The organism is Actinotignum sp. UMB0459, assembly GCF_051905915.1.
Classification (GTDB): Bacteria; Actinomycetota; Actinomycetes; order Actinomycetales; family Actinomycetaceae; genus Actinotignum; species Actinotignum sanguinis.
Genome location: NZ_JBQAIK010000008.1, coordinates 229,236 through 252,549 on the forward strand (window position 1 = coordinate 229,236; position 23,314 = coordinate 252,549).

The window sequence follows — 23,314 nt, forward strand, 5'->3', positions numbered from 1 at the left end:
AGGCTACCTCAGGTCAAGGCGCGCCCGGGCCTGCGCGCGGAGTGGAACGGGCAGGTCCAGTACCGGCAGCCGCACTGTTTTTTCTATAGCGACGACGACGCCGGCGCTATCCGCGCCGGTATCTGGCAGCACACGCTCCGCGGGACATGTTGCGGCAGCGAGCTGGCGCACGGTGGTGGTGCTGGGATGGCAATCGGCCAGGGGCGCGCTGCTGAAATAGCATTCGCGAGTGATCTCTTGGCTGATCGCGAGCGCGGCGGAATCGGCCTGCCCCTGGAGTGCGTGCCGGGCGGTGAGGACGGTGGCGAGGTAGATAAAACCCAAGCACAGTAGGGCGCTGAGCGCCCAGGTTCCCAGGCCGAGGATGAGGATATTGCCGCGTTCCCGGGGTGTTGCTCCTGCCCGCAGTGCCGGAGATTTCGCCAGGGTGTTCACGGCCGCGCCTGTCGAAAACGATCCACGGTTGTTGAGGCACTCTGCTCGATAAGAACAGTGCGCCCAAAATAAACGAGCGGAACCGAGACCCCGACCGTGACGGTGATACGTGCTCCCGGGCTTAGGCACGGGTGGGCGGAGCAGGAGATCCGCGGGGGCGCGCCGCTTAGGGTGGTGCCGCTAACCGCGGCATCGCTCACCGCGGCGTGAACAACCGCCCGAGCTCGCGCTGTTCCACTGGCCGTGTTGTCCGCGGTTGCGAAACTGCGGGCTGCTTCCTGGGCTGCCTGCGCAGCTACCGCGCGGGCGCGGGTAATCCCGGTGCTTTCCACGGTAAATATGAGGAGCGGGAGAACAAGCACAACGAGGATAGCGAAGGCTTCCAGAGTTCCGTTTCCTTTTTCGCGGGTGCTTCGGTACCTCACCTGGTTTTTCATAACGGTGCTCCTTTCGCGGGTGACGGGTGGGTGTGCGCCCTGCGAGCGGTGAGGACGTGTGCGTGGGCTCGCAGCTTGACTGGATGTGTTCCCAGGAGGGAGGAATATGTTCCGGCGATTTCGACCCGCAGGAATTCTTCTTCTCCGATGCGGATCGTGCTCGCGCTGGCTGTGCACTGGCAGGCGGGTAGGCGCGCGGTGATCTCCGCGGTGGCCTGGCCGGCTATCTCGGGCAGGTTGAGCTGGCCCACCACTCCCGCGCGAGCAGCCCTACCTGCGCAATCACGTATCTGTTCGATAGCAAAGACGCGAGCTCCGAGAACCGCAAGCGCCAGGGCGGCGAGGACCATCCCCCCGGCGAGGAGGCAAAAATCGATGACTGCACTGCCGCGTTCAGAATCTGGCGCGCGAGGAAAGGGCGCGCTGGACACATGCTCTGCGGGGAGTGGCTTGCCGGAAAACAGCGCTGTGGGTTCAGGTATCGGTGTCATGAAAAACTCGAGATGCGTTCGATGGCGGTGGAGAAGAGGTTCGTGAGGGCCGGGCCGGCTATCGCCCAGATGGCGAGCACCAGGCCGACGGTCATGAGGGTGACAAGTACCCAGCCAGGCACGTCTCCGCGTTCCCGAGAATCCGGAATGGTCCACGTTGCGGCTGGTAGATCAGGGTGGATAAGCGCGCTGTGCGTGCTGACTGGCATAAGTAGTTCCTTTCGCTAGAGGTGTTGGTTGTGGCGGTGGTTTATGGGGAGGTGAGGGGAAGGAAGGTGAGTCGGGCCAGGCCCGGGTAGAGGGCGATGACCACGATGAAGGGCAAGATGAGGAAAACAACGGGGATCATCATGAGGATTTCGCGGCGGCCTCCACGTTCGAGGAGCTGACGGCGGGCATAATCTCGTGCTTCTTCAGCTTGTACCCGCAAGGTGTCTGCGAGCGGAGAGCCGTGAGCTAGTGCGGCAACTAAGGCTTCGCATAGGCTTTGCAAGGCCGGGTTGTGTACCCGTTCGTTAAGGTGGCGCACTGCGGTGGTAAGCGGGTCTCCGGCGTAGACGTCCCCGAGGGTCCGCCGCAGTTCTTTTCCCAGGGTTCCGCCGGCGAAGCTCGCAACATATTCAATAGCTCCCACGATGCTGGTACCTGCCCCGACCGCGATGCTCAGGAGGTGGGCAATATCGGGAAGTTCTGTGGTGATAGAGCCGTCGCGGCGGCGCAGGCGCGCGGTGAGCTGAGAGTCCACGCCGAGGATGGCGCCGATGAGGAAGAACACTGGGCAGGCGGCCGCGAGCGCAGCGGGTAATCCGCGGGCCAGGCAGGCTAGTCCGAACACGATACCGACCGCTCCCGCGAGTACTCCCGCGCGTAATTGGGCAAAGCGGAAGTCAGCGACGTCGACCTCCCCTAAACGGTGGAGGCGGCCCGTGACCGATGCGTGAGTGGAACCGAATTTTTCCGCGCCGCGCAGCGCCATTCTGATGATGCGATGGGGCAGGCGCGGGCGGGCACCGCCCAGGTAGGGCACGATGCGCGAAACCAGTGCGGGGCCTGGCCAGAGCCACCACCAGCCGAGGAGCACGAGGCCGGCCGCGCAGAGACTCCCGGTAAGTGCAGGGAGGGGTGCAGGAAGAAACGCGCGAAGGGGAAGAAGCATAGGAGCGGTCCCGTCCTATACTGCGGCGCGCCGGGCGCGACTGGGACGGGGCGGCGAGGACGAGCCGACCTGTGAGGCGGCTGGCGAAGCAGTGGGCAAGGTAGTAGGTAAGGCTCTCGGAGCGGCTCTCGAAACCGATCCCGGCGCAGATCCCGGTGAGCCGGCCAGGACTCGTTGTTCTTCGGGGAGTCGGCCCAGGTGGAGCATGAGTCCGTAGGCAAGCAGTGTGGCGCCCAGGCCAAGCAGGAGGATGAGCGTGCCGGTTGGCGAGGTGAAGGCATCCATCGTGCCCGGCCTGGTGGAGAGCAGGAGGAGGACGAGCCACGGGGCGAGTGCGGCCACCCGTGCCCCGTTAACGGTCCATGATTGCCGGGCGAGGAGTTCACCCCGGGCCCGGTTTTCTGCGCGCAGGGATACCGCGAGGGATTCCAGGACGCGGGGTAGATCGTGGCCGCCGTGGCGCACCGCGAGTCGGAGAATTTCGAGGACCCGGTCCGATACCGGATCGTGGAAGGAATCTTTGAGACGGGTCAGGGAGGCATCAATACTTCCAGTTCTTTGCAGGTGAGTGGCGAAGGAGCGCATTGCGGGCGGGGCGTCTGGCCGAGTGGCGAGATAGAGAAGAGCTTCGGGGATAGTGCGCCCGGCGCGCAGGGAAGAGAGCAACTGATCGATACGGTCGGGCCAGGCCAGACGCTGCGCTTCCCTGGCTTTTCTCCCGGTGTGACGAGCATGCCAGAATGGCAGCCATACTCCTACCGTTCCTCCGGCTACGCCGAGGAAAGGATGACCGGTGGTGAGCAAGGCACCCAGGGCCAGTCCAAGACCGCAACACAGAGCTATCCCGAGTCTGCGTGTGGGAATGGTGATGCGCGGCTTTCTTTGACGCGCAGACCAGCCCGAGCGATCCCGCCAGCCCGAGCGATCCGGCGCGGACAGGGCGCGAATAACTGTGAGGATTCCGGTGGCGAGTAAAGCTCCTACGATCAGTCCCATGATCAACTCGCCTCCCTCGTAAGAATGTGGCCATCTGGCCCAAGACCTCCGACTTCCAGAATCTGGGTAACCCGGCGCTGCCCGCTGGCGGCACGCGCCACGTGAATGACGAGGCTGATAGTGGCGGCAACGGTGGGTGTGACGAAGTTCGGGGTAATATTTTCACCCGCGAGGAGGGGGAGAATCTCCAATTTGGCCAGGGCTTCCCGCGCACTGTTGGCGTGAATCGTGCAGGCCCCGGGAATACCCGCGTTGAGGGCAACAAGAAGATCGAATGCTTCTGCTCCGCGCACTTCTCCGATCACGATGCGGTCCGGGCGCATACGTAGACTTTCACGCACGAGGTCACGGAGCGTCACCGCGCCGCGCCCTTCCAGGGAGGGCGGACGCGTCTGCATCGCGACAACATCGGGGAGGTCGATACCCAGCTCAAACACTTCCTCAGCGCTGATGAGGCGTTCTGTTGGTGGTATCGCGCCGAGCAGAGCACGTAAAAGAGTAGTTTTGCCGGCCCCGGTTGATCCCGATACCAAAATATTGCGCCCGGCGCTCATGGCTGCGCTCAGATAGTCTGCCTGCTGCGCTTCTAACATGTGTACATCCACCAGATCACTAAGCTTGCGGGCCCGCACCGTGTATTTTCTGATATTGATCGCCCAGTGGCGTGCGGTGATATCGGGGATGGCCACGTGGAGGCGTTCTCCGCTAGGCAGCTGGGCATCGACAAAAGGGGTGGATAGGTCTAGACGCCGACCGGAAGCATAGAGCATCCGCTCGACCAAAGTGTGGATCTCACTTTCGGCCATGGTGAGATCAACACGGGCGGATACCCCGGCGCGGGCCACAAAAATCTTATCGGGGGCATTGATCCAGATTTCCTCCACCTGCGGGTCATCGAAGAATTTTTGTAGCGGTCCGTATCCGCTCAACTGTGAGATGAGGTGGGAGCGCACGCTCTCGGTATCAGCCAGTGCCGCGTGCTCTCCGCGAACCGATTCGTCATTAAACGTGGTGAGGGTTTCTCCCACGAGGTTTTCCAGGAAGGCTGTATCCCGGCGGGGATCGATGCCGCGGTGCCGAATAGTTTCTCGTACCCGTTCTTCAATGCCGTGCCGGCTGGTGGAGCCAGGACGATATGTACGGCCGCTTAGGCGCCTTGGGTGATCCGGGGTGAGGCCCGCGGAACCCAGATACGTCCTTTCGCGCATGGTACCTCCTGTGACTGCTCGGGCGGTGATCGTGGTGAGGTGCTTCCACTCTAGGTTTTCTTGCCATCGGGGCCGGTACCTCCCCGGCTCACTGTGGATGAGAGATACGTTTCGTGATCGTGTGGATAGAGGCAAGGGGCAGGCTAGGGCCGAGCGTGGCGGCCGGCCATATCGAGGCGTGGTGCCGGCCTATATCCGGGGTGTAGGCAAGCACGTGGCTAAGTTTTCGGATAAATTGAGGGGGTGACTACTTCTCCGCTCTATCTTGCTGCGCTTGCCGTCGGGGCTCTCGGCGTCGAGATTGTCTCCACGCGCCAACCGTTTGTTGAGACGGAAGATTTTGTTTCCGGGTGCGTCCTTGATTCTCAGGGGCGCCACTGGATGGTCAAAGTTCCTCAGAATGGCACGGCGGCAACATCCTTAGAAGCCGAGGCGGCTCTGGCCCCCCAGCTTTTGGAGGAATTGCGGGCCGGTCGCCTACCTTTCGATATCATGCGACCGGCCGGTTTTGTTGATGCGGATACCGGGGGCCGCGCGGTGGTCTACCCGGAGCCTTTTGGACGGGCGCTGGTTTTTGAAGCCCTCGGTGAGGAAGAGGTGCGGGAGATGGGCCGCACCCTTGCCGCGATTCACAGCATTGACCGGGATGTGGTGGCTCGATCCGGGCTGCCTGTTTATACGGCGGTGCAGTGGCGTGACCGGGTGCGTGCCGAACTTGAGGCAGCTGATCAGGAAACGTCCCTCCCTACGATTTTGCGCCAGCGGTGGATGGATGTGCTGGATAGCGATGAGGTGTGGGATTTTGAGGAAACGGTTGTCCACGGTGATGTGGCTTCCGATAATTTCTTGTGGTCAAATGGCTCGGTTGCTAGTGTGCTCGGTTTTGGGGAAGCGCACGTGGGTGATCCGGCGCGGGATTTAGCCGCGATGCTTGTTCTTGATGACGAACAGTGGCCGAGTTTTATTACGTCGTATGAGAATGCGCGCTCGGTTGAACTGACGGAGGCCGATTACACCCGTATTATTTTCACTTCGGAGTTCGCGATTATTCGCTGGCTCATGTACGGGATTCGTACCGGCAGCATGGATATTAGGAATGACGCCGTTCAGATGCTCGGCGCGCTGGCCGAGGACGTACGTGAAGCCCCGGATTTACTCCCCGCGCCCCCGGCATCGGAGCCGGCTTTCACTGAAAGTGCTTCCGATGCCGAGGCTAGTGGCGAGGCGGAGCTGACCGGGGAAACTGCGGTTACGGCTCCTGATTGGGCAGACCCGCACGAAGCAGAATTTCCTCCTCGCTGAGCTTTCCTGCTCGTAGTTCCTCAGCCCTGTTTCCCCGCAGGTATACGAACGACGCGTCAATATCCGCGAGGGGGATACCGTGCGCCCGGGACCAAGCTAGCCGGTAGAGGGCGAGCTGGAGTTCGCGGGCAGATTTCGTTTCCCCGTAGGGGCGCCGCCCGGATTTCCAGTCAACAATAGTTACCGGGGCCCGCCCGGGGACGCGCGAAGTATCGAAGACGGCGTCGAGCGCGCAGTGGACCACGTGTCCCCCGACGACCACGCCGATTTGCTGTTCGATGGCGAGGTGCGGATAGCTGGCCCATTCGGACGCCTCATAGTTTTCATACATGCGCGCGATTTCTTCTGCGTTGAGAACCGGATCGTGCTCGAGGGGATCCTCGCTATCAATATCAAGCACAGCAGCACGTGCGTAACTATCGGCGATCTTTTCGTGCAGGATCGTGCCCAAACGAGCCGCCCGCGAGGGCTGGCGGGGTACCGGGCGGCGTTTATTGAGCAGGTATTCTTCGCGGTGTTCCGCCCGGTATACCAACTCTGTTGCGGTGTAATGCCCGCCGGCTTCAATGTATTCGGCTGTCTCAGCTTGCTGTTTGCGTGCGATGAGTCGGCTCACCACCTGGGTGAGTTCGGCGCGCTGGTCAGCATCGAGAGCTTCAGCTTCGATGGGAATGCTGCGGGCCAAGTCGCGCGGCCAGGCAAGCAGATCGGGTGCCTCGAAATAGTGCGGCACCGGTTCTAAGGCTGGTGGATATACAACATCCTCCCCGAAAATATCGATGAGTTCATCCACGCTCAAGCTTTCCGGTGCAATTTCTGGGAATCCGGCCGGCAATTGCACGGAGGAGACCCTAGCTGGCGAGGCAGCCAATGCCAGCTCCCCGCGGGCAGCCGCTTCACGCACCGCGGTCAAGAAATACGAGGGTGGGCGCGCCGCAATTTCCAGCCTGTTATCTCCGCTATCGCTTAGGGTTTCAGACGTGTTTTTCTTTGCGGTGTTTTCCGCCTTGCGTACCCGGCCGGACACATCACTTTCATCTCGGAAACAGTAGCCAGCCAGGAGTAGTTCTCGGGTGGAACGAGTAAAAGCCACGTAGGCGAGGCGGCGCGTCTCTTCGCTTTCATGGTATGCCAATTCGTCCAGGAAACGCGCATAGGTATTCGCAACGGTGACCTTATCGAGATTGCGCGCACCGGCGAGCGTAAATTGGGGCAGGTAAGGATAGTCGGTACGCAAAGGATAGGGGAAAATACCGGTATTGCGCGGCCAGGCTTTCACTCCTTCGGTCACTTCAGAGAATTCACCTTTGACAAGTTCAGGAACGACGACGAGGTCACGCCATTCCAGCCCCTTGGCGGCATGGATCGTCATGAGTTGGATAACCCCGGGTGTGACATCAACCGTGCTGTCCAGACGCGGAATATCCGCCCCGGATTCTTCTTCCCCGCCGTGTTCTTCCGTTTCCACCACATCAAGCCATTCCACGAATTCACGCATGCCACGCTGGCTTTCCCCGTGCGCATATGCGCGGGCCATGGAAATGAATTGGTCGATGGAGGTACGCACCCGCTGCCCGCCTTCACTGCGAGTAGCGGCCGCGGTATCTAATCCGAGGAGGTGAACAGCCCGGTCAATTTGATCGCCCAAAGAGTTGTGCAAACCTGAACGTAGGGACGCGAGAGTAGTATTCACACGCCGCAGGCGTTCCCATCCGATATCGGAAAATTCTGCCCGGGCGGCGCGGGCAGCTCGCCTGAGCTCAGCTTCGCCCGGCCCCGCTAGTGCCGGTAGCTGCGTATTCCCCTCTGCTTGGTCATTCTCATGCGCATCCGAGTTTCCGCTCGCGGCGGCGATGCCGTTAGTGAGGAGCATGAGCGCATGGAGGGACTCCCCAAGGTTTGCCTCATCGCGGCTGTTGAGAAGGGGCTGTGCAGCGGCCGGTGCACTCTCTTGTTCAGGTGCGTCGTCGCCCCCGGGTGCACCGTTACCATTATTGATACCGGCACGCACTTCACTATCCAGGTGGGCTACCGCCGCGGCCGCGTAACGGCGCGCCCAGCGCGAGAGGGCACGAATATCGGCCACCCCAATATTCCAGTGGGCAAGTAACCGGGCGAGGAGGTCGCTGCGAGCCGGGTTTGCGGCTAGACCGAGAGCGGCCCGGAGGGTGATAATTTCCGGACGTGCCACGAGTGATTCCCCACCTACGATTTCAAAGGCTAGGGGTTGGGGCGAGGTGGTACCAGGATGTACGGCATCTTCCCTGGTGAAATGGCTGTTGAGCTCTCGCAGGGCGGCGGCCATCCTATCGATATAGGAGCGTTTGCGGCACAGAACCGCGATCTCTGCCCCACGCGGTGCTTCTCCGCGGGCGCGACGCTCCTCATTTTCCGCTGCTACCCGCTCGCGTACCGCGAGGATATGCCGCGCAATACTCCGATAAGAATCTTCCCGAAGTAGGGTACGAATTTCGCTGACACGCCCGGCCCCTGCCCCGGGACGTTCACGCAGCCGGAGGGGCGCAATATCCGCGTGAGCGCCCATGCCACCCGCGGATCGTGCGCTTGCCGGCGCGGGCCTGAACTCGGGCGGAAAATTGGGGTGGTCACGGTCCTCGTGGAGGAACGTATCCCGTTCCAAGGGAGTGGCGACGGCGTTGCCGGCAGCGAGCACAGCCCGATCATTACGGAACGCTGTGGAAAGCTGAAGCTTTTCTACGTTCCCAAAAATGCGAGTGGTGTGGTGTGCGAAATTCGTGAGGGCAGCCGCACTTGCGCCCCGCCACCCGTAGATGGCCTGGTTTGGGTCTCCCACCGCCGTGATAGAGAGGAAGCCTTCTTTTTTCGCGGTGAGTGCGCCGAGCAGGAACTGGGCCTGATTTTCGTCGGTATCTTGGTATTCATCGAGCAAGATCAGGCGATACCGGGAGGATATTTCACGAGCAATCTGGGGATATCGAGTCATGATGCGACCGGCGATAGCAACCTGGTCGGCGAACTCGGTAACGTTGAGATCCTTTTTGAGCTGTAGATAGGACTCCACGAGCCCCAGCACCACCTGCTGTTGTTTGGGGACTGCCGTTCCCGCTTTCAAAGTGGCGAACTTCTTGGAGGCATCCGGGTACCAGCATTGTGCGCTCATGATGCGCGTTGAGTTCGCACACAGGGTTTCCAAGGCGTGATCCTGGGAGGTGAGGAAAGCACGGGCCTCTTCCAAGGTCACGCCATTAGTGAGAATCCCCTGGGCGAAAGTGAGGGCATCGTTGATGAGGCTGGAGCGGCTGCGTTCCGCGAGTACCGCGGTGTGTGCACTGCTGGGTAGGGCACCGACGAGCTGATCCATGAGCTGGACGCGTTCAGCATCGGTTATCAGGCGAGCGGTGGGATCGGCTCCGACCAGCATGCCGTATGCCCCGGCAATGTCATTGGCAAAAGAGTTGTAAGTGGAGATGACTGGCCTGCGCATCCCGCTTTCCGCGTTGCTTCTTTCCGGCGCGAGGAGGCCGAGTTTCTCCAGGCTGGTATTCACCCGTTCGGCCAACTCCCCGGCAGCTTTCCGCGTGAAAGTGAGTCCGAGAACCTGATCTGGAGTTACATTGCCGCAGGCCAAGTGGTAAGCAATCCGATCCACCATGGTTTTTGTTTTTCCGGATCCCGCACCGGCAACCACGAGGATGGCCGGCGCAACGGAGGTGATCACTCGGCGTTGTTCCGCTGTGGGTGGGTGTTCTTGACCGGCTAGGATGCGCTCCAAAGCGGCGTTATGTTCCGCCGGGCCGCGCAAGTTGAGAGATTCATGGGACGTAGGTGTCATGAGAAAATCCGTCCTTCTTGGGTGAGTGGGCTGATGGATTGAACCCGGTCATTTGGCTCTTCCAAGCTGGGAGAGACCGGTACGAAGCCACTGATCGCGATCTGGGCAGCGCTGCGCACTCGCTCTTCCGCGCGAGCCGCGGTCTCTTCATCAAGAGGATCTTGACTGAGAACGGACGGGCTGTGCTGTTTCTTCAAGAAATTATGGGGGTGGACGTACACAAGTTCCGCACCGGCCGGGTTGTGCTTCTCGCTGAGGGCCCATTGGTAGACCTGGAGCTGCGGGTGATCATCTGCCTGAGCTGCGGTGGGCTTATATTTTCCGGTTTTCAGATCGATCACCCGGGCACCGCTGCCGCGGTTGACCAGGCGGTCAATGGAACCGGAGACGCGAACAGGCGGGGTACCCGAAAGGTCACGGGTAATCCGGTGTTCCACGCCTATGAGGGTGTCATCCCGGTGTGCATCGAGATAGATATAGAGGTTATCGACCATATCGCTGGCCTGGTCGAAAAGTAGTTTGTCGTAATGTGAGGGATTTTCGGATAACTTTTCGGGCCAGAGAGCTACCAGGCGGGCGTGCATCGCTTCTTGGTTCGGTTCCGCTGCGAATTCCTCAGCGATGCGGTGAATAAGGGTACCGATGGAGGCGCTCTCTGTGCCTTCTTCTGAACGGAGTCCCACCGCGGAACAGAAACCGTCAAGCGGGCAGGCGAGCAGTGATTCTATCGCTGAGGGACTCACATAAACCGGCCCGGGTACGGATTCTTCAGTTGAGGTGGCAAGCTCATCCATCCAGCTGTGCGGATCCGCGGCGCCAAATCCGGCACGCCGCATATCCTCCAACTGGGCCCGCGCGAAATCGCTCGATTCTCCGCCGGCGCGCAGTGCCCGGCGCAGCACCCCCACGCTTTCCTCGCTGCTGAGGAGCGCGGGCGGAACCGGTTGCGCAACGAGAGGCCGGTGCCCGAGGGGAAGGGTGAGACCCCAGCGCGGATCCGTCAGCGAGCGCACGGTGCGCGGAAGATAGGAACCCGCGGTACCCGCTCCTGCACTTGTTCCACCTCCGGTCAAATTCGCTGAGATATCAAAACCGAGCAGAGGGAAGAACCGCGAGGGGTTATCCCCCATACTGTCCGTGGTGGTTACGAGGAGGCTGCACCGGGCCCGCGTGACAGCGAAGTGTAATTGGCGCAGCTCATCAGCGATAACCGCCGCTGCGGAATCATGATAGATCGCGATTCCGCCTGCCGAGCCGCTCGTGTTGGAATCACTGGCACCGCCAGCAAGCCTCCCGGTTACAAGTTCGCTGAGGAGTCCGGTGCCCGTCAAGGAATCACGCAGGCGCGGATTGGGCCATACTCCATCGACCACGTGCATGAGGACGATATGATCCCATTCACGCCCCTGCGCACCCGCAGGCGTGAGGAGGGAGACGCTATCTGTTTCCACCCCGCTCCTGGCAATGGAATCTTCGGGAAGTTCTTGGGAACTCACTTCCTCCACGAGCATCGATACCGGAACGGCAGGATCACGATCAGCCATACGTTGCGCGACCCGGAACAGAGAAATAACCGCATCGAGATTCCGGTTCGCCCGATCAGCATCCGGGCCATGCCCGAGGGCTAGTTGTTGCCATTCTTCGGATTTCCCAGCACCCTCCCATGCCGCCCATAAAACCTCTTCCGCCTGCATCGCACAGTTTTCTCCCACTTCCCGAATGTGGGAGAGCAGGGCCCGGAGAGCTTCGAGTTCGGTTGCGGTGGGCCCGGTGTTCCCCAACACCGCCTCGGTCAAAAGCTCCGATTCTGTGCCGTGTTCTCCTGATAGGAGGGCTTGGGCCCGTAACCACCGACCTACCCGTTTAATATCGAGGGGATCCATGCCGATGATAGGTGAGGCAAGTAAGGCCGGGATATCAACTTCCTCAGCGGCAGCGAAAGAATGCGGACCGCGGGTGAAGGCAGCGCGGATGAGATCGAATAGTGCGCTGACTGCAGGTTCGCGGTGGAGGGGTTCATCGCTAGCCAGAGGTGCTACCGGGATTCCCCGGCGCACGAGGGCATCGCGGATTCCCTCATGATCGCTGCGTGCACGGGTGAAAACTGCCATCCGTGCGTAAGGTGCCCCGGTGCGCAGATGCACTTCTTCCAGGTAGGAGGCCACGTAGGCGATTTCTTCTTCCATATTGGCGAAACTGGCCCCGCGCAGTGCATCATTCCACGGATTGGTGCCTGTATCAGGTTGTTGCTCGGATGGGAGCAAGCTTTCCGTGCCCGCACCCGGGCTGGTGCCTCCCGCATCTCTCGCATCTCCCGCACTACCCGTGCCGCCTGTGCCCCCCGTGCCGCCGGCGCCCTTGCCCTGCTCCGCGTATGCCGGCCCGGCAGCGCGGTGCGCTTGCACACCCCCGCCCACCGGAAGAGCCTGCTCAATGCGTTGAGCTTGGCCAATAAGGACGGGACCGCCCCGGTGCCTAATATTGAGATAAATAAGATCCGCATTCAAACCGCGCGGAGCAGGATAGGCAAGATCACCGGGGAGGGAATGCACCCCGCCACGGAAACCTTGGACCGCACTATCGGGATCACCGGCGACGATGATCCGAGTTCCGTGTTCCCGCATAACTCGCAGCAGAGGGAGCATGGAACGCGGAGCGTTATGAGCATCATCGACAAGTACCATTGCCCAGTGCGGGCGCGGTACCGCAACCGTGCGCCCTGCTGCCGCCAGATGTTCTTCCCAATCTGAGAGCATATGGGTAGCCGCACCGACGAGTTGGCTGTGATCAAGACGGTCGGGGCTAGCGGCCGAACCTGCCAGCGCATCTCCCAGGGTGCGCACCTCATCGTAGCGGCGCATGAGCGCGGCGGCGAGACGCCACATCTGTGATTGAAGCTCAGGCACACTCCTATGTGCTGCCCAACTTTCCAGCTGGCCTGCTTCCAGGCCGAGTTCGCGAGCGCGAGTGATGAGATTACGCAGCTCTTGGCGAAGCCCGGGAAGATCACGCACATCTTCTGTAACAAAATCAGGGAAATGAATGCCGGAGTACCCATCACTGAGAATCTCACGCACGATACGGTCCTCATCAGGCCCGGAGACTAATTCGGGCTTTTCCCGCCCCATTGCTTGAGCGTAGCGCTGCACGATGGCGTAGGCGAAAGCTGAAAGCGTGCGCACTTCCAGGTTTTCGGGCCGCACCCCGGCCGCTAGGGTGAGCAGGTGTTGGAGGTAGGCTGCGGCGCGCCGATCTTGGGTAAGCACCGCGATATTTCCTTCGTGGAGAGCCGCGCGCGCGATATGCGCGAGGACAGTGGTTTTCCCAGTTCCTGGCGCACCAATAATACTTAGCGTGCCCGGGGCGAATCCGCTCGCGGACCGTGCCAGAGCCGCGCTGACTGCTGCCTCCTGAGAGGCATCGAGTTGTTCGACGATCCTGTCCACCACGATCCTTTCTCCGCGGGTGCGTTGTTAGGATTAACCATACGAGAGGCTTACGACAAAATTTTTTGTCGTAAGGGGCCGCTACGGTGGAGGCATCGTGAAGATGAGCTATTCGGCTCGCTCGCGGCGGTGTCTTCCGGCTCCGCAACCCTAGATTTTAAGGAGAAACATATGGAAATCGTCATTGGTTTTCGCGAAACTACCCGTGATCTGATTTTGGAAACGGATGCTTCGGTTGAGGAATTGCGCACGCTTGTCGATGCCAGCCTCGGTGGAGAAGGTAAGCCCTTGCGTATCATCGCGAAGAAGAACCGCGAGGTAACTATCCCCGCCGATGCTATTGCTTTCGTGGAAATCCGCGAACAAGATACCCGGCGGGTGGGCTTCGGTCTCTAAGAGGTTTGTCGCGGGAGCATCTGGCTGGAAAACTCCGGGAAAGAGCAGCTCGGCACCGGGCGGAGTTGTGATGAGCGGGAGGTCGCAGCGCTCAGGCGGGGTTAGTGCCGTAGAATAGCCGGGAACCTGTGATCGTCTGCGCCACCTGTTTCTCGCTCCGGCGGGAGTGCGTTTCCAGCTCAAACCGGGTGTTTCCTACATGAGCTGGAACGTTTCCTACATGAAGCGCGATATAGGTGCGGCACGGCCAGGCGTGATTGATATGGGTAGCTGCCCGGTCGCTGGGGATTGTCGCGACCGGCTGCTACATCGGGTGGTGCGCTCGGTCGCCAGTGTGTAATCGGCTGATGTGGCATGTATCGCAATCGCTGCGCCCACCCCTAGCTCGTGCGCATTCGCGCACGCAGAAAGGACAGCATATGGCTTCCGGAGTGATTGATTCCTCCCGCGCCCATGAACCAACCGACACCTCCCCCGCTGCCGATATCACCGGCACGGGTGAAGGCCTTGAAACCAAGTCTTTCGCAGATTTCGGAGTTTCCGAACCCATCGTTCGTGCCCTGGAAGAGCACGGTATTACCCATCCTTTCCCGATTCAGGCACTCACGCTCCCCGTTGCCCTGACCGGTCATGACATTATCGGGCAGGCAAAAACCGGCACCGGTAAAACTCTCGGTTTCGGCATCCCGCTCCTCGAGGTATCGGTGGGGCCGGGGGAAGAAGGCTGGGAGGCTATTCGCCCAGCCGATCAGGGTAAACCCCAGGCACTCGTTGTGCTGCCCACCCGTGAACTGGCCAAACAGGTTGCTTTGGAGCTGCGTAACGCCGCCGCCCACCGCAGCTTGCGTATCGTCGATATTTACGGAGGGCGCGCCTATGAGCCCCAGCAAGAAGCGCTGGCCAAGGGCGTGGAAATTGTGGTGGGTACCCCTGGTCGTATCATTGACCTCATGAAACACGGCACTCTCGTGCTCAGCCACGTCCGTACCGTGGTTCTTGACGAGGCCGATGAGATGCTGGACCTCGGTTTTTTGGACGACGTCGAAAAAATCCTCTCCGCCGTTCCACCTACCCGCCACACCATGCTCTTCTCCGCGACCATGCCCGGTCCCGTCATTACCATGGCACGCCGTTATATGACGAAACCGACGCATATTCGCGCCCATACTCCCGGTGATGACAGCGCCACCGTCAAAAATATTCGCCAGGTTGCCTACCGCGTCCACGCTCTCAATAAAGACGAGGTGGTTTCGCGTATTCTCCAGGCCCGGGGCCGGGATCGCTCCATTATTTTCTGCCGTACCAAACGCAATGCGGCCCGCCTTGCCGACACCTTACGCGAGCGTGGATTCGCGGTGGGTTCCCTGCACGGGGATTTGGGTCAGGGTGCCCGGGAACAAACTTTGCGGGCTTTCCGTAAAGGCAAGATTGACGTATTGGTGGCCACTGATGTGGCCGCCCGCGGTATTGACGTAGACGATGTCACCCATGTCATCAACTACCAGTGCCCCGAAGATGAAAAGATCTATATTCACCGCATTGGCCGTACCGGTCGGGCCGGAAACAAGGGGACCGCGGTGACTTTCGTGGATTGGGAAGATATGCCCCGCTGGTCGCTGATCAGCAAACAGCTCAATCTCGGAATGGCAGATCCGGTGGAAACGTATCACACCTCCGATCACCTCTACAACGATCTTGATATTCCCACCGATGCCGGCCCCACTCTCCCGGAATCGCAGCGTGTTCTAGCTGGTTTGGATGCCGAAGAAATTGAGGATCTGGGTGAAACTGGCCATTCGCGAGGTGGGCGCGGTAATTCCCGGCGTCACTCGGCGCACCGCGGCCAGCGGGCGCGCGGTGGGACGCAGCGTTCGTCTTCCGCTCGTGGATCGCGCCGCGCCAAGTCCACCGCCACGAAAACAGAGGAGCGCTCGGGTACCGGGCGTCGTCGTACCGAAGAAAAAGAGCAGCGCAGCGCTTCGGGACGCACCCGGCGGCGGCTCGGAACCCCGCGCACGCAGGCCGAAACTCCCGCGGCTAGCGAGCAGGCAGGAACGCAGCGGCGGCGTCGTAAACTCTCCCGCAAACTGGACTAAAGCGGATTAACAAGCACGGCGGGCGTCTCCGGAAACATTCGGAAGACGCCCGCCGAGTTTTAAGACGAGCTTTAAGACCTGTGCGGAAAAGAAAACCTAGGCGGCGCCCGGCCACACGGATACCGCTCCGGCAATAATGAGCTGCACCGAGATCGCGGCTAGCAGCATACCGGCAATACGGGTGAGGAATACCGTGCCGCCTTCGCCCAGGAGGCGGTGCATGGGCGAAGCGAAACGCAAAACCACCCATTCAATAATGTGCAGCAAAATAAAGGCGGCGATAATCGCGAGGATCCCGCCCAGAGAATCGCCGGATTCCTCCACTTTAATCATGATGGCGACGATCGCGCCAGGACCGGCCAGTAGCGGAATCCCCATGGGAACCAGGGCGATATTCACCGAGGAAGCCTTCGCCTCTTCTTCTTGCGGATTGGATTCGTCCTGCATGAGCTGGAGCGCGACGAGTAACAGCAAGATACCGCCCGAAATCTGCATGGCGGCGGTGGTAATACCCAGCAAATCCAGAATGTATTTACCGAAAATCGCGAAAATCGCCAGCACAATCGCGGAGGTGAGAACAGACTGCCAGGCCGCGCGATTGCGTTCCTTATTGGTATTCCGCGCGGTGAGCGCGATGAAAACCGGGAGGTTGCCCAGCGGGTCAGCGATGACGAACAGGGTCATGAAGGTGGACAAGAAGATCGTGACATCAAAGACGGCCACGGGGCAGTACCTCCTGATTCTCCCCGGCGACCAGGTCCTCCACATCCGCAGGAGCGGTTTTACACCGAGCCGGACTTATAACGACACCATCCTAAGACATCCCCGCGATAATCGAAAAGATATCCTGAGAGTTTTCACGGCCGTACCCGCACCAGTTAGGAATGGTGCTCGCGAGTACCCGGCTCCCGCCGGAACGCTACGGCAGTGAAGCGCGTTCTAACCTAGCACAGGCAACGCGGTGCCGTCGACCAGCTCGGCGATAATATCCGCGCTCGTGGTGTACTGCCCGAGCCGATTCGTTTTCCCGCTCCCGTGATAATCACTCGCCCCGAAACCGCGCAGCTGCAACCGCGCGGCAATCCGTTCCAGGCCCGGCACCAGCTCCGGATCATTTTCCGGGTGGCGTAGCTCCACCCCGAAAAGCCCGGCCGCGGCCATCTCATCAAAAGCGCGTTCGGGAACCACTTTGTTACGCGCCGGCGCCACCGGGTGGGCCAGCACCGCTTTCCCGCCCGCCGCCGTAATCATCCTGATTGCCTCGCATGCCTGCGGCGCATAGTGGGACACATAATACGGCCCGCGCACGGAAAGATAGTAGGTAAAAGCCGCGCTCCGGGTGGGAACCACGCCGGCCGCTACCAGGGCATCGGCAATATGGGGCCGCCCAACGGTAGCCCCCGGAGGTGTCTGAGCCACCACATCATCCCAGGTGATGGGGACATCCGCGCTGAGTTTGTCCACGATAGCCCGGGTTCGCGTCAGCCGAGATGCCCGCGTGGTCGCGATATGTTCCTGAATAGCACGATCCTCCGGATCGAAAAGATAGCCGAGGATATGGCAGGTGATCCCTTCCCATTTGGTAGATAGCTCCATGCCGCGGATAAGTACGACGCCGCAGGAGGCCGCCGCAGCTGCGGCCTCCTCCCATCCGGCCACCGTATCGTGGTCGGTAAGCGCAATTCCGGCCAGACCGATACGCCCGGCTTCCTCCACGAGTTCGCGTGGAGTGACCGTGGAATCGGAGGCGGTGGAATGAGTGTGGGTATCAACAGCCATGCCCTCCAGCTTAGTCGGGTTTTTACTAGGGCTTTTTATGTCGGGAAAGGGTGCGATAATGGACGGTATGACTACCAAGGGACAGCACGATCAGGATACTGCGCAGCAAAATTTGCGCGCTCGGGGAAATAACCGTTCTCAGCAGCCCAGTAACCTCGAATTTCGGGAGTTCATGGGCTCGGATTGGGGCCCGCGCCCCGAACCGGCGCCACGCACGGAGGTGGCTGATTATTTGCCGGCACGCCACGCCGCTCTTTCTGCACTTTTCCCGGGTGAACGGCTCGTTATTCCAGCCGGGGAAACCAAGGTGCGCGCTAATGACACCGATTACCGCTTCCGTGCTCACTCTGCTTTCTCGCATATGACAGGCCTGGGCGGGGAACAGGAACCGGGCGCGGTGCTTGTTTTCAACCCGCGTGAAGAGGGAGGGCATGATGTCACCCTGTATTTCTACCCGCGCGCCTCGCGTTCCTCGGAGGAGTTTTATTCGGACCCGGCCCACGGGGAATTCTGGGTGGGAGCCCGCCCCTCCCTGGAGGAAGTGAGCCGTGCCACCGGATTGGCCACCGATTCTCTCGATAACCTGCCCGATGCCCTCGCGAAGGATCTCGGGGAAGGCCAGGTGAGTCTCCGGGTGCTCGCGGAAGCATCGGAACAAATCACCGCACAGGTAAGCGATTTGCGTGCCGCTGCCGGGCTGTCCCAAGATGCCGCTCAGGATATGGAGCTGGCCCAGGCCCTCTCTGAACTTCGCCTCATTAAGGATGATTTCGAGATCCGGGAAATGCGCAAAGCTGTGGCCGCTACCTATTCCGGTTTCGATGAGATTATTCGCAGCCTGCCCCGGGCGGTTGCCCACCATCGCGGGGAGCGCGTGGTGGAAGGTGCCTTCTTCGCCCGTGCCCGCGAAGAAGGAAACGGCCTGGGATATGACACCATCGCGGCCTCCGGTAACCACGCCAATACCCTCCATTGGATGACGAATGACGGTGAGGTCCGTGAAGGTGATCTCATCCTCGTGGATGCCGGGGTGGAACTCGATTCTCTCTACACCGCGGATATCACCCGCACTCTCCCGGTCACTGGCACCTTCACGGAAGAACAGGCGGAGGTGTATAACGCTGTGCTCGAAGCTGCTGAGCGAGCCCTTGAGGTAGCCGGTACCCCCGGCGTGAAATTCAAGGATGTGCATGCCGCCGCCATGGAGGTTATCGCTAGCTACCTAGAAAAGTGGGGTATGCTTCCGGGCACCGCCGCGCAGTCCCTGGCCCCCGAAGGCCAGTATCACCGGCGTTGGATGCCGCACGGCACCTCCCATCACCTCGGCTTGGATGTGCATGATTGCGCGGCCGCCCGCCGGGATATGTACCTGGATGCGGAACTAAAACCGGGGATGATCTTCACCATCGAACCGGGCCTGTACTTCCGCGAAGACGACCTCAAGGTTCCCGAACGTTTCCGCGGAATCGGGGTGCGTATCGAAGATGACATTCTCATCACGGAAAACGGCGCTGAGCGCCTCTCGGAAGATATACCGCGGACCATCGCCGATATCGAAGAATGGTTCACGCGGGTGCAGCGCTAATGAAAACCTCGCAAAATTCTCGCGTTTTTATCGGGCGGCTGGCCGGTACCCCCGTCTACGATCCCATTGGCGACCAGGTGGGTACCGTCCACGATGTCGTCGTGGTGTTCCGCGTCAAGGGTGTGCCTTCCGCGGTCGGGCTCACCATTGATGTGGTGGGGCGCCGCCGGGTCTTCCTGCCCATTACCCGCGTCACGTCCATCGCGAACGGCCAGGTCATCATTACGGGTGTGCTCAATATGCGGCGCTTCCAGCAGCGCAGTTCGGAAACACTCGTCATGGCTCAGCTCATTGACCGCGAAGTGGTGGTGCGGGAAACCGGTACCCGCATGAGCGTCGTGGACGCGGCCATTGAGCCGCTGCGCGGGCGCGAATGGGGCCTCACCCAGGTGTATGTGCGGGGAATCGGCACGAATTCTCGCCATTCGGAAATCCTCAAGGTGAGCGAGGTTGCCGGACTGTCCACCGCGAGCCATACCCAGGGAGCCGCCTCTATTGTCTCCCAGCTGGTGGATCTTAAGCCGTGGGATATTGCGGAAATTTTGCGTGATTTACCCGAGGAACGCATGCAATCGGTGGCCCGGGAGCTTACGGACGAAAAGCTCGCGGACGTTCTGGAAGAACTCGGTGATGAGGACCGCGTAACGGTATTGGCCGGTTTGGATGTGGAACGTGCCGGTGACGTTTTGGACGTGATGCAGCCCGACGACGCGGCCGATCTCATGGCCGATCTGCCCTCCGAAACAGCAGCGATCCTCCTCGACTCCATGAGTGAAGGCGAGGCGCAGGATGTGCGCCGCCTCCTCACCTATGATGAGCGCACCGCCGGTGGTCTCATGACCCCCAACCCGGTGATCCTCGGCCCTGATGACACCGTGGCCCAGGCCCTGGCCGCGGCATCCCGTCCGGATATTCCCCCGGCGCTGGCCGCGGTGGCTTTTGTGTGCCGCCCGCCTTTGGAAACTCCCACGGGGCGGTATCTGGGCGCGGTGCATATCCAGCGGGCGCTGCGCGAACCCCCCACCACGATGCTCGGTTCTATCCTGGATCGCAATACTGAAGGGGTGGATCCAGAAGCCCCCATCGGCTCGGTGACCCGCGAATTGGCAACCTATAACCTCACCGCTGTTCCGGTGGTGGATCAGGGGCTCCTCCTCGGGGCGGTCTCCGTTGATGACGTCCTCGACCATCTCCTCCCCGAGGATTGGCGTGATATGGACGATTCCTGGGAGGGCGCGGATTCTGAGAGCACGAGCGACGAACTCGGCGCAAGCGACGCGAGCACAAGAGACCCCGCCGCATCAGAAAACCCCACAGCATCGGAAGCCCCCGCCGCATCCACGACGAACGAGGTGAACCGTGGCTAATGATTTCAATGAACCACTCGAACGCCGCAGCCGTTTGTTTCGGCGCCGGCGGCGTAAAGATCCGGAAGCTGCCGGGCGCGCGGCGGAAAGCATTGCCCGTTTCCAGGGCACCGCGAGTTTCCTCGTTTACCTGACTATTTTCGTGGTGGCGTGGCTGGCGTGGAACACCATGGCCCCCGAGAAATGGCAGTTCGATTCCGCGGAATTCGGTTTCACCGCGCTCACGCTCATGCTATCCTTGCAGGCCTCCTACGCTTCGCCCCTCATTCTGCTAGCCCAGAACCGCCAGGATGCGCGTGACAAAGTGAGCGCCGAACAGGACCGCCAGCGGGCGGACCGGAACCTGGCGGATACCGAATACCTCATGCGTGAAATTGCCGGCTTGCGCGACGCGGTCGGCGATATGGCCACCCGAGACTTTGTTCGTTCAGAATTGCGCGATTTACTCCACGAGCTTGATGACCGCAATATTGACCGCGCTGCCGAACGCGAAGAACGCATCCGCGAATTGCAAGAAGAACTCGATGCGGTTAAAGCCCAGCGCGAAGCACGTGACGTTCCCGTTGATCCGGGAGATGACCACGCCCGCGCCGCGCTTGACCGCCCTAGGGAGGAGCCCGGTGCCCACGAGTGACCCTGTTTCCGATTCGGTGCCGCGCTCACCCGCGGCCACTCCCCTCACCAAGGATCGGGTTCTGGAGGCCCTCTCCGGGGTTATCGACCCGGAATTACGCCACCCGATTACCGAACTGGATATGATTCACGGGCTGCGGGTGAGCCCGGAAGGTGATGTCACCCTTACGGTACTTCTCACCACCGTGCACTGCCCACGCCAGGACGTGATCGAACGTGAGGTACGCGAGGCCATCGCCGCACTTGACGGTGTCAGCACCGTTGCCATCACCATGGGTGCCATGACCCCGCTTCAGGTGCAACACCTGCAGCAAAAGCTGCGCGGGGGGCGCACCACAAGGGAGATTTCTTTTGCGCGCCCCGATTCCCCCACCCGTGTTATCGCGGTGGCCTCCGGAAAAGGCGGGGTAGGCAAATCCTCAATAGCCGCGAATCTCGCGGTTGCACTGGCCGCCACCGGACAGCGCGTGGGCCTCATCGATGCCGATATTTACGGTTTTTCCATCCCCGGGATGATGGGAGTGGACACTCCCGCTCAGCAGCTCAACGGCATGATCATTCCCCCGGTCGCACACGGCGTGAAAGTCATGTCCATCGGTATGTTTGTGCCGGGTAATACCCCGGTGGTCTGGCGCGGACCTATGCTTCATAAAGCCCTCGAACAATTCTTCGCGGACGTGTACTGGGGGGATCTTGATTATGTTTTCCTCGATTTGCCGCCCGGGACGGGCGACGTCGCTATTTCATTGGCGCAGATGCTACCGCGCGCGGATATCCTCGTTGTGACGACGCCGCAAACGGCTGCCGCGGACGTGGCTGAACGAGCCGGTGCAGTTTCTAAACAAACGGAGCAGACAGTTATCGGCGTCGTCGAAAATATGTCCTACCTGGAACTACCGGACGGAACAAAAAATACAATTTTTGGTTCCGGCGGTGGACAGCTCGTCGCCACGAATCTCAGCGCAACGCTCGGGTATCCGGTCGAACTTCTCGCCCAGATTCCGCTGGAGCCGGCACTACGGGAGGGCTGCGATACCGGAACACCATTCGTCCTCGATATGGTGGACTCCCCCGCGCGTGATATTTTGCGAGCCCTAGCGGCACGTATCCAAGAGCTGCCGCGGCGCGCATGCCCCGCGTAATGGCACAGCGCACTATGATAGAAACATTGCTGCGCACGTTCCCTGTTATGGAGGAGGCTTATGTCCGATCGGACCCTGGCGTGGACATACGCTGAAGATGCCGTTATCGAAGGGGATATTACCCGGGCGGCCCGCGCCACCGCCGCTGAATTCTCTATCCGGTGCGTGAGCCCAGCCTGCGGGAACTTCCTCACGGTTCTGGCTGCCTGCGCGAAAGTCAATAACGCGGTCGAAATCGGAACGGGCAGTGGAGTTTCCGGCCTCTACCTGCTGCGTGCCGGGGATATTCACCTCACCACGATTGACGTGGAGTCCGAAGCCCAACATGTGGCACGTTCCCTCTTCGCTCGAGCCGGGGCCCGCCCTGGAAAAGTGCGCATTATTAACGGGCGCAGTGCTGATATTTTGCCGCGGTTGGCGGCCCACTCCTACGATATGGTTCTTGTCGACGGCGATCCTCTTGAGGCGGCCGGTGACTGTGAAGAAGCTTTGCGGATTTTGCGCCCCGGGGGTCTATTGGTAGTGGCTGGCGCCCTCCAGGGCGGTAAGGTCGCTGACCCGGCGCGCCGCGAAGAACCCGTGGTGGCCATTCGCCATCTCATTAAAGCACTTATGCAAGCCGAAGAACTCGATACTAGCCTGGTGCCTCTGGGCGATGGAGTACTAGTCTGCCGGCTGCGCTAACCGGGCCATTCTTCGTTTAAAAGGAGTTTTATCTGGTACCGGTGGCTGACGAGTTAGCCACTCACCCTTTCACCAGAATGCTCCGGTTACAAGCATGCATGTATCCGGGGGCCGCGCCTGCCGGCCGGCCCCCGGATAGGTAGTCGATGCAGATACTTCGGTGGTGCTTACTTCTCCACGCTTGCGAGAGCTTCTTTAAGGCTCACGCATTCTTCATCGTTGAGTTCCAGGACGAGGCGTCCGCCGCCATCCACTGGGATGCGGACCACGATTCCGCGCGCTTCACGTTCGACTTCCAACGGTCCATCACCCGTGCGTGGCTTCATAGCTGCCATAGTGGTTTCCTT

At 60.7% G+C, this 23,314-nt stretch carries 20 protein-coding genes; 8 read left to right on the forward strand and 12 right to left on the reverse strand.

What is annotated here, in order from left to right:
* Positions 1 to 3: 3 nt before the first annotated feature.
* The 7 genes from ACTFPK_RS02795 to ACTFPK_RS02825 are packed head-to-tail and all read right to left on the reverse strand — an operon-like array spanning position 4 to position 4,723.
* Positions 4 to 435 carry a hypothetical protein gene (locus ACTFPK_RS02795; RefSeq protein ID WP_439911005.1) on the reverse strand — a complete coding sequence of 144 codons (432 nt, stop codon included), beginning with the start codon at positions 433 to 435 and terminating at the stop codon, positions 4 to 6.
* On the reverse strand, positions 432 to 872 hold the full coding sequence (locus tag ACTFPK_RS02800) for a hypothetical protein (RefSeq protein ID WP_439911006.1): 441 nt from the start codon (positions 870 to 872) through the stop codon (positions 432 to 434). Before ACTFPK_RS02800 ends, ACTFPK_RS02795 begins: the two co-directional genes overlap by 4 nt.
* Complete coding sequence (locus ACTFPK_RS02805) at positions 869 to 1,363, reverse strand: hypothetical protein (RefSeq protein WP_439911008.1); 495 nt, start codon at positions 1,361 to 1,363, stop codon at positions 869 to 871. Before ACTFPK_RS02805 ends, ACTFPK_RS02800 begins: the two co-directional genes overlap by 4 nt.
* The gene (locus ACTFPK_RS02810; RefSeq protein WP_435730707.1) at positions 1,360 to 1,572 is read right to left on the reverse strand and encodes a hypothetical protein; all 213 of its coding nucleotides are present in this window, start codon (positions 1,570 to 1,572) and stop codon (positions 1,360 to 1,362) included. Before ACTFPK_RS02810 ends, ACTFPK_RS02805 begins: the two co-directional genes overlap by 4 nt.
* Before the next feature lie 41 nt (positions 1,573 to 1,613).
* Entirely contained in the window at positions 1,614 to 2,519 is a 906-nt protein-coding gene (locus ACTFPK_RS02815) for a type II secretion system F family protein (RefSeq protein ID WP_439911010.1), read from the reverse strand.
* Positions 2,520 to 2,534: 15 nt separating this feature from the next.
* Positions 2,535 to 3,515, reverse strand: a complete 981-nt coding sequence (locus ACTFPK_RS02820; protein ID WP_439911011.1) for a type II secretion system F family protein — start codon at positions 3,513 to 3,515, stop codon at positions 2,535 to 2,537.
* 2 nt (positions 3,516 to 3,517) lie between these two features.
* Positions 3,518 to 4,723 (reverse strand): CpaF family protein, encoded by a 1,206-nt coding sequence (locus ACTFPK_RS02825; RefSeq protein ID WP_439911012.1) that lies wholly within the window; start codon positions 4,721 to 4,723, stop codon positions 3,518 to 3,520.
* A 243-nt stretch (positions 4,724 to 4,966) separates the two neighbouring features.
* On the opposite strand from ACTFPK_RS02825, the gene ACTFPK_RS02830 reads away from it, so the two are divergent.
* Positions 4,967 to 6,025, forward strand: coding sequence for a phosphotransferase (locus tag ACTFPK_RS02830; protein WP_439911014.1), 1,059 nt, complete (start codon positions 4,967 to 4,969; stop codon positions 6,023 to 6,025).
* Here ACTFPK_RS02830 and ACTFPK_RS02835 read toward each other — a convergent pair.
* Both ACTFPK_RS02835 and ACTFPK_RS02840 read right to left on the reverse strand, forming a co-directional pair.
* Positions 5,973 to 9,839 (reverse strand): UvrD-helicase domain-containing protein, encoded by a 3,867-nt coding sequence (locus tag ACTFPK_RS02835; RefSeq protein ID WP_439911015.1) that lies wholly within the window; start codon positions 9,837 to 9,839, stop codon positions 5,973 to 5,975. The genes ACTFPK_RS02830 and ACTFPK_RS02835 overlap by 53 nt on opposite strands.
* Positions 9,836 to 13,285: an ATP-dependent DNA helicase gene (locus tag ACTFPK_RS02840; RefSeq protein ID WP_016442983.1), complete on the reverse strand. Its 3,450-nt coding sequence runs from the start codon at positions 13,283 to 13,285 to the stop codon at positions 9,836 to 9,838. Before ACTFPK_RS02840 ends, ACTFPK_RS02835 begins: the two co-directional genes overlap by 4 nt.
* Before the next feature lie 171 nt (positions 13,286 to 13,456).
* On the opposite strand from ACTFPK_RS02840, the gene ACTFPK_RS02845 reads away from it, so the two are divergent.
* Positions 13,457 to 13,681 carry a DUF3107 domain-containing protein gene (locus tag ACTFPK_RS02845; protein ID WP_016442984.1) on the forward strand — a complete coding sequence of 75 codons (225 nt, stop codon included), beginning with the start codon at positions 13,457 to 13,459 and terminating at the stop codon, positions 13,679 to 13,681.
* A 419-nt stretch (positions 13,682 to 14,100) separates the two neighbouring features.
* A complete protein-coding gene (locus tag ACTFPK_RS02850) occupies positions 14,101 to 15,777 on the forward strand; it encodes a DEAD/DEAH box helicase (RefSeq protein WP_016442985.1) in 1,677 nt (558 codons plus the stop codon).
* A 96-nt stretch (positions 15,778 to 15,873) separates the two neighbouring features.
* Here ACTFPK_RS02850 and ACTFPK_RS02855 read toward each other — a convergent pair whose 3' ends face one another.
* Positions 15,874 to 16,500 (reverse strand): MarC family protein, encoded by a 627-nt coding sequence (locus ACTFPK_RS02855; RefSeq protein ID WP_016442986.1) that lies wholly within the window; start codon positions 16,498 to 16,500, stop codon positions 15,874 to 15,876.
* Positions 16,501 to 16,716: 216 nt separating this feature from the next.
* On the reverse strand, positions 16,717 to 17,556 hold the full coding sequence (locus ACTFPK_RS02860; RefSeq protein ID WP_016442987.1) for a PHP domain-containing protein: 840 nt from the start codon (positions 17,554 to 17,556) through the stop codon (positions 16,717 to 16,719).
* A 58-nt stretch (positions 17,557 to 17,614) separates the two neighbouring features.
* Here ACTFPK_RS02860 and ACTFPK_RS02865 point away from each other — a divergent pair, with 58 nt between their 5' ends.
* From ACTFPK_RS02865 to ACTFPK_RS02885, 5 genes are read left to right on the forward strand one after another with little or no spacing between them, the layout of a single operon-like run.
* On the forward strand, positions 17,615 to 19,141 hold the full coding sequence (locus ACTFPK_RS02865; protein WP_439911017.1) for an aminopeptidase P family protein: 1,527 nt from the start codon (positions 17,615 to 17,617) through the stop codon (positions 19,139 to 19,141).
* Positions 19,141 to 20,508: a magnesium transporter MgtE N-terminal domain-containing protein gene (locus ACTFPK_RS02870; RefSeq protein ID WP_439911018.1), complete on the forward strand. Its 1,368-nt coding sequence runs from the start codon at positions 19,141 to 19,143 to the stop codon at positions 20,506 to 20,508. Before ACTFPK_RS02865 ends, ACTFPK_RS02870 begins: the two co-directional genes overlap by 1 nt.
* Entirely contained in the window at positions 20,501 to 21,142 is a 642-nt protein-coding gene (locus ACTFPK_RS02875; RefSeq protein WP_087070615.1) for a DUF1003 domain-containing protein, read from the forward strand. Before ACTFPK_RS02870 ends, ACTFPK_RS02875 begins: the two co-directional genes overlap by 8 nt.
* Positions 21,129 to 22,283 (forward strand): Mrp/NBP35 family ATP-binding protein, encoded by a 1,155-nt coding sequence (locus tag ACTFPK_RS02880; protein ID WP_439911019.1) that lies wholly within the window; start codon positions 21,129 to 21,131, stop codon positions 22,281 to 22,283. The genes ACTFPK_RS02875 and ACTFPK_RS02880 overlap by 14 nt, the downstream gene beginning before the upstream one ends.
* Positions 22,284 to 22,343: 60 nt before the next feature.
* Complete coding sequence (locus tag ACTFPK_RS02885) at positions 22,344 to 22,967, forward strand: O-methyltransferase (RefSeq protein ID WP_274735657.1); 624 nt, start codon at positions 22,344 to 22,346, stop codon at positions 22,965 to 22,967.
* A gap of 167 nt (positions 22,968 to 23,134) precedes the next feature.
* On the opposite strand, the gene ACTFPK_RS02890 is transcribed toward ACTFPK_RS02885, so the two are convergent.
* Entirely contained in the window at positions 23,135 to 23,302 is a 168-nt protein-coding gene (locus ACTFPK_RS02890) for a DUF3117 domain-containing protein (RefSeq protein WP_016442993.1), read from the reverse strand.
* Between the last annotated feature and the right edge of the window lie 12 nt (positions 23,303 to 23,314).